This is a genomic window from Streptomyces sp. NPDC014006, assembly GCF_043088925.1.
Classification (GTDB): Bacteria; Actinomycetota; Actinomycetes; order Streptomycetales; family Streptomycetaceae; genus Streptomyces.
The window spans coordinates 158686-164902 of the sequence record NZ_JBICAJ010000015.1 but is presented as its reverse complement, the minus strand read 5'-3'; the positions used below and the strand labels follow the sequence as shown (position 1 = coordinate 164902).

The following is a 6217-nucleotide window of genomic DNA, read 5'->3' as shown; positions in this document are numbered from 1 at the left end:
GCACCCGCCTCCGACAACTCGAACACCCGGTCGGAGATCTCGTACTCGGAGGCGGCCGTGTGGTTCGCCCCGAACGTGTTCGTCTCCACACAGTCCACACCCGCGGCGAAGTACTCCTCGTGAACCGAACGCACGATGTCCGGACGGGTGACGTTCAGGATCTCGTTGCAGCCCTCGAGCTGCTGGAAGTCCTCCAGCGTGGGGTCCTGCGCCTGGAGCATCGTGCCCATCGCACCGTCGGCGACCACCACACGCGTGGCGAGCGCCTCTCGGAGCGCGGACACACGGGTCCGGCTGTCGGCGGAAGGGGTCAGCGGCGACGAGGCCATGAAGGGGCTCCCTTGGATGCGACGGCTGTCGGCTATGCGGCTTCGCGGCGGTCTTCAGGCGAGGCGCACGGCGTCAGCGTAACCGGGACTCGCCGAGGATGGGCGGAGCGTCCACGAGGCGGACGGGTGGGGTGCGCGGGCATACGGCCGCGAGCGGCTGCGCAGGCGGGTGCGGATTCCGAGGCGACCGGGCGAAGGCACGGAGGGCGTACGGGTGACGGGCGCGGGGGCGGGGGCGGACGCCGGGCCGTACGGGTGACGGGCGCGGGGGCGGACGCCGGGCCGTACGCCCCTGCCGGTGGACCGCCCCGGCCGGTGGATGGCACCGTGCGGGGCGCCGGCGTGGATGATCGAGGTGGCCGGGGGACGCCCCCGTATGGCCGACACGCCGCGCATGGCGTAACAAGTACCGTCCGACCATTGGCGGGAGGTCGGCATGGACCGGTAGTGTTCGACATTGCCGAACGACGGTGGCCGCACCGTGCGTGAGCGGTCGAAGGGGACGGAGGCAGGACGGCGATGGCACGGAACATCCAGTCGCTCGAGCGGGCGGCCGCGATGCTGCGGCTGCTGGGAGGCGGCGAGCGACGCCTGGGCCTGTCGGACATCGCCTCCGCACTCGGCCTCGCCAAGGGCACCGCCCACGGCATCCTGCGCACCCTCCAGCAGGAGGGCTTCGTGGAGCAGGACGAGGCCTCCGGGCGCTACCAGCTGGGCGCGGAACTGCTGCGCCTGGGCACCACCTATCTGGACGTGCACGAGCTGCGGGCGCGCGCCCTGGTGTGGACCGACGACCTGGCCCGCTCCAGCGGGGAGAGCGTCTACCTGGGCGTGCTGCACCAGCAGGGCGTGCTGATCGTGCACCACGTCTTCCGGCCCGACGACAGCCGGCAAGTGCTGGAGATCGGGGCCATGCAGCCGCTGCACTCCACCGCCCTGGGCAAGGTGCTGTCCGCCTACGACCCGGTGGCGCACAGCGAGGCCCTGGAGTCCGACCGCAAGGCCTTCACGGACCGCACGGTGTGCGACCTGGAGAGGTTCGAGCACCTCCTCGACGTCACGCGCGCGCGTGGTTACGCGGCCGACGTGGAGGAGACCTGGGAGGGCGTCGCGTCCATCGCCGCACCCATCCACGACCGGCGGCGTATGCCCGTGGGCGCGGTCGGCATCACCGGCGCCGTGGAGCGGGTACGCCGGGACGGGGAGTTGCGCCCCGAGCTGATCGCGGCGGTGCGGGACTGCGCCCGCGCGGTGTCGCGGGACCTGGGCGCCGGGCGCTTCTGACAGACGCACCCACAGGGCCGGGACGCCGTACGGGCGTTCCGGCCCTGTGGCGTGTCCGCGCCCGGGCGAGGAGCGCAGCCGTGCGTGTCCGCACCCGGGCAGGGGCGCACCCGCGCGTGTCCGCGATAGCCGGAAGCGATCAATAACGATCGTGCTTTCGATAACAGACCTCTTGACGGGTAGCTGAGGCCAAAGCAAGACTCCCGTCCATCGGTCGGCATTGTCGAACACCTACCGGCAATACGCGCTAGAGTGTGACAACGCCAAGGGCCGGAATTCGCTCTCACCCCCGAGGGCGCCGCACCCCCGGAGGGACCCGGGAGTCCGGCTTCCCCCCTGGACGAAGGACAAAGGAGTCGCGGGTGTCCAGCTCCGACATCTTCATCGGCGAGACCATAGGTACCGCCATACTCATCCTGCTCGGCGGCGGCGTCTGCGCCGCCGTGACCCTGAAGGCATCCAAGGCCCGTAACGCCGGCTGGCTCGCCATCGCCTTCGGCTGGGGTTTCGCCGTGATGACGGCGGTGTACATCTCCGGCCCGCTCTCCGGAGCCCACCTCAACCCGGCGGTCACCGTCGCCCTGGCCATCAAGGACAGCGACTGGACGAACGTCCCGGTCTACTTCGCCGGCCAGCTGCTCGGCGCGATGATCGGCGCGGCCCTGGTCTGGGCGGCCTACTACGGCCAGTTCCAGGCGCACCTGACCGACAAGGAGATCGTCGGCGGTCCGGGCGCGCAGGCCACCACGGCCAAGGCCGTCGAGGCGCAGGAGAAGGGCGCCGGCCCGGTCCTCGGCGTCTTCTCCACCGGTCCGGAAATCCGGAACACGGTGCAGAACCTCCTGACGGAGATCATCGGCACCGTCGTGCTGATCCTCGCGGTCCTCACGCAGGGCCTCAACGACAAGGGCAACGGCCTGGGCGTCCTGGGCGGTCTGGTCACCGCTCTGGTGGTCGTCTCGATCGGTCTGTCCCTCGGCGGTCCCACCGGCTACGCCATCAACCCGGCCCGTGACCTCGGCCCGCGCATCGTGCACGCCCTGCTGCCGCTGCCCAACAAGGGCGGCTCGGACTGGAGCTACGCGTGGATCCCGGTGGTCGGTCCGCTGATCGGCGGCGCGATAGCCGCAGGCCTCTACAACGTCGCATTCGCGTAGGAGCCAGCTCAGGATGTCCGCGAGGAACAGCGAGACGTCCCCGCGGACCCCTGAGCACCGCACGCGCCGTATCCATCAGCCCCCCAACGACGGATCCTCCAGGAGCACACAGTGACCGACGCGCACACCGCCGGCCCCTTCATCGCCGCCATCGACCAGGGCACCACCTCCAGCCGCTGCATCGTCTTCGACCGGGACGGCCGGATCGTCTCCGTCGACCAGAAGGAACACGAGCAGATCTTCCCCAAGCCGGGCTGGGTCGAGCACAACGCCACCGAGATCTGGACCAACGTCCAGGAGGTCGTCGCCGGCGCGATCGCCAAGGCCGGCATCACCCGCGACGACATCAAGGCCATCGGCATCACCAACCAGCGCGAGACCACCGTGCTGTGGGACAAGAACACCGGTGAGCCCGTCCACAACGCCATCGTCTGGCAGGACACCCGCACCGACGCCCTGTGCCGCGAGCTCGGCCGCAACGTCGGCCAGGACCGCTTCCGCCGCGAGACCGGTCTCCCCCTCGCGTCCTACTTCGCCGGACCCAAGGCTCGCTGGCTGCTCGACAACGTCGAGGGCCTCAAGGAGCGCGCCGAGGCCGGGGACATCCTCTTCGGCACCATGGACACCTGGGTCATCTGGAACCTGACCGGTGGTGTCAACGGCGGCAAGCACGTCACCGACGTCACCAACGCCTCCCGCACCATGCTGATGAACCTCCACACCATGGAGTGGGACGAGAAGATCGCCGAGTCGATCGGCGTACCTCTGCAGATCCTGCCCGAGATCCGCTCCTCCGCCGAGGTCTACGGCGAGATCACCGGCGGCAAGCTGGGCGACCTGCTCGGCGGCATCCCGGTCGCCTCCGCGCTCGGCGACCAGCAGGCGGCCCTGTTCGGCCAGACCTGCTTCGCCGAGGGCGAGACCAAGTCGACCTACGGCACCGGCACCTTCATGGTGATGAACACCGGCGACAAGATCATCAACTCGTACGCCGGTCTGCTCACCACCGTCGGCTACAAGATCGGCGAGCAGGACACGGTCTACGCCCTGGAGGGCTCGATCGCCGTCACCGGCTCGCTGGTGCAGTGGATGCGCGACCAGATGGGCCTGATCTCCACCGCCGCCGAGATCGAGACCCTCGCGCTGTCGGTCGAGGACAACGGCGGCGCGTACTTCGTGCCGGCCTTCTCCGGCCTGTTCGCCCCGCACTGGCGCTCCGACGCCCGCGGTGTGATCGCCGGCCTGACCCGGTACGTCACCAAGGCGCACCTCGCGCGGGCCGTCCTGGAGGCCACCGCCTGGCAGACGCGGGAGATCGCCGACGCCATGGTGAAGGACTCCGGCGTCGAGCTGGTGACCCTCAAGGTCGACGGTGGCATGACCGCCAACAACCTGCTGATGCAGACGCTGTCGGACGTCCTGGACGCGCCGGTGGTGCGCCCGATGGTCGCCGAGACCACCTGCCTCGGCGCCGCCTACGCCGCCGGTCTCGCCGTCGGCTTCTGGAACAGCACCGACGACCTGCGTGCCAACTGGCGCCGGGCCGCCGAGTGGACCCCCCGCATGGACGCGGAGACCCGCGACCGTGAGTACAAGAACTGGCTCAAGGCCGTCGAGCGGACCATGGGCTGGCTCGAGGACGAGGAGTAATACCCGCTATGACCACGCAGTCCACCCTGAGTTCCGTACCTGCCCTGGGCACCCACCCGGCCTCCGGCTCGAACCCGAGCCGAGCCGAGACCCGGGAGCAGCTCTCCAAGGCGTCGTACGACCTTCTTGTCATCGGCGGCGGCATCCTCGGCATCTCCACGGCCTGGCACGCCGCGCAGTCCGGCCTCAGGGTGGCTCTGGTCGACGCCGGCGACTTCGCCGGCGCCACCTCCTCCGCCTCCTCCAAGCTGCTGCACGGCGGTCTGCGCTACCTGCAGACCGGCGCCGTGAAGCTGGTGGCGGAGAACCACTTCGAGCGCCGTGCGGTCTCCCGTCAGGTGGCGCCCCACCTGGCGAACCCGCTCACGTTCTACCTCCCCGTGTACAAGGGCGGACCGCACGGCGCGGCGAAGCTCGGCGCGGGCGTCTTCGCCTACTCCGCGCTCTCCGCGTTCGGCGACGGCGTCGGCCACCTCCTCTCCCCCGCCAAGGCGGCGCAGGACGTGCCGGAACTGCGCACCGACAACCTCAAGGCCGTGGCCGTGTACGGCGACGACCAGATGAACGACGCGCGCATGGCGCTGATGACGGTCCGCGCGGCCGTCGAAGCGGGCGCGGCCGTGCTCAACCACGCCGAGGTGACCGGACTGCGCTTCACCAAGGGCCGGGTGACCGGGGCCGACCTCAAGGACCGCACCTCGGGTGACGAGTTCGGCGTGAACGCCCGCCTGGTGCTCAACGCGACCGGCCCCTGGGTCGACCACCTGCGCCGGATGGAGGACCCGAACGCGGCGCCCTCCATCCGTCTGTCCAAGGGCGCGCACCTGGTCCTCAAGCGCACCGCACCGTGGAAGGCCGCGCTGGCCACGCCGATCGACAAGTACCGCATCACCTTCGCCCTCCCCTGGGAGGACATGCTGCTGCTCGGCACCACCGACGAGGAGTACGAGGGCGACCCGGCGGACGTCGCGGTCAACGACAAGGACATAGCCCAGATCCTCGACGAGGCCGCGTTCTCCATCCGCGACCAGCAGCTCGACCGGGATCTGATCACGTACGCCTTCGCGGGGCTGCGGGTGCTGCCGGGCGGCCCCGGCGACACCGCCAAGGCCAAGCGTGAGACGGTCGTCACCGAGGGCAAGGGCGGCATGCTGTCCGTCGCGGGAGGCAAGTGGACCACCTTCCGTCACATCGGCCGTACGGTGATGAAGAAGCTGGAGGCGCTGCCGGGCCACCCGCTGGGCGACGACTTCGAGCCGATCGCCTCGCTGCCCAAGAAGCTGCCGCTGCCCGGTGTCGCCAACCCGCGCGCGGTCGCGCACCGCCTGCTGATCGACCGCCCGGCGCCGGGCCCGCGCATGGCCGCGGACACCGCCAGGCACCTGGCGACGCACTACGGTTCGCTGGCGTTCGACATCGCCCGCCTGGCCAACGAGAACCCCGAGCTGGGCGAGCGGGTCCACCCCGACGCCCCGGAGATCTGGGCGCAGGTCGTCTACGCCCGCGACCACGAGTGGGCCGAGACGGCGGACGACGTGCTGCGCCGCCGTACGACGCTGACGATCCGCGGTCTGGCCACGGACGAGGTACGGGGGAAGGTCCAGGACCTGCTCGACAAGAAGTAGGGCCGGCACAGGTTCGACGGCCGGACGGCCCTGCGCCAGGTAAGGGGCGGCTCCCCGCACGGAGCCGCCCCTTTCCGCGCGCGCCGGGCCGGCGGGCGGTGAGGAGCGGGATGGGTGGCCGGCAGGGTGTTCGGGGGTGGTGATCGGGGCAGTGTTCCGTTCACTCCCCCGT

General features: G+C 70.6%; 5 protein-coding genes. 4 read left to right on the top strand and 1 reads right to left on the bottom strand.

Translation table 11 applies throughout. The annotated features are described in order from the left end of the window. A partial coding sequence (locus ACF1GV_RS36910; protein ID WP_391690134.1) for a homocysteine S-methyltransferase family protein occupies nucleotides 1-329 on the bottom strand: 329 nt, incomplete at its 3' end. A gap of 519 nt (nucleotides 330-848) precedes the next feature. Here ACF1GV_RS36910 and ACF1GV_RS36905 point away from each other — a divergent pair. The 4 genes from ACF1GV_RS36905 to ACF1GV_RS36890 all read left to right on the top strand — a co-directional run bounded on the left by ACF1GV_RS36905 (nucleotide 849) and on the right by ACF1GV_RS36890 (nucleotide 6045). Then, nucleotides 849-1613 carry an IclR family transcriptional regulator gene (locus ACF1GV_RS36905; RefSeq protein ID WP_391690131.1) on the top strand — a complete coding sequence of 255 codons (765 nt, stop codon included), beginning with the start codon at nucleotides 849-851 and terminating at the stop codon, nucleotides 1611-1613. A gap of 362 nt (nucleotides 1614-1975) precedes the next feature. Beyond that, nucleotides 1976-2770, top strand: coding sequence for an MIP/aquaporin family protein (locus ACF1GV_RS36900; protein WP_391690128.1), 795 nt, complete (start codon nucleotides 1976-1978; stop codon nucleotides 2768-2770). A gap of 111 nt (nucleotides 2771-2881) precedes the next feature. Then, nucleotides 2882-4420 carry a glycerol kinase GlpK gene (gene glpK / locus ACF1GV_RS36895; protein WP_391690125.1) on the top strand — a complete coding sequence of 513 codons (1539 nt, stop codon included), beginning with the start codon at nucleotides 2882-2884 and terminating at the stop codon, nucleotides 4418-4420. 8 nt (nucleotides 4421-4428) lie between these two features. After that, nucleotides 4429-6045 (top strand): FAD-dependent oxidoreductase, encoded by a 1617-nt coding sequence (locus ACF1GV_RS36890; RefSeq protein WP_391690122.1) that lies wholly within the window; start codon nucleotides 4429-4431, stop codon nucleotides 6043-6045. Nucleotides 6046-6217 lie beyond the last annotated feature (172 nt).

What these genes read in the sequence shown, in the direction of transcription:
- ACF1GV_RS36905 (WP_391690131.1), top strand. Translation starts at nt 849, where the DNA reads ATGGCACGGAACATCCAGTCGCTCGAGCGGGCGGCCGCGATGCTGCGG.
- ACF1GV_RS36890 (WP_391690122.1), top strand. Translation starts at nt 4,429, where the DNA reads ATGACCACGCAGTCCACCCTGAGTTCCGTACCTGCCCTGGGCACCCAC.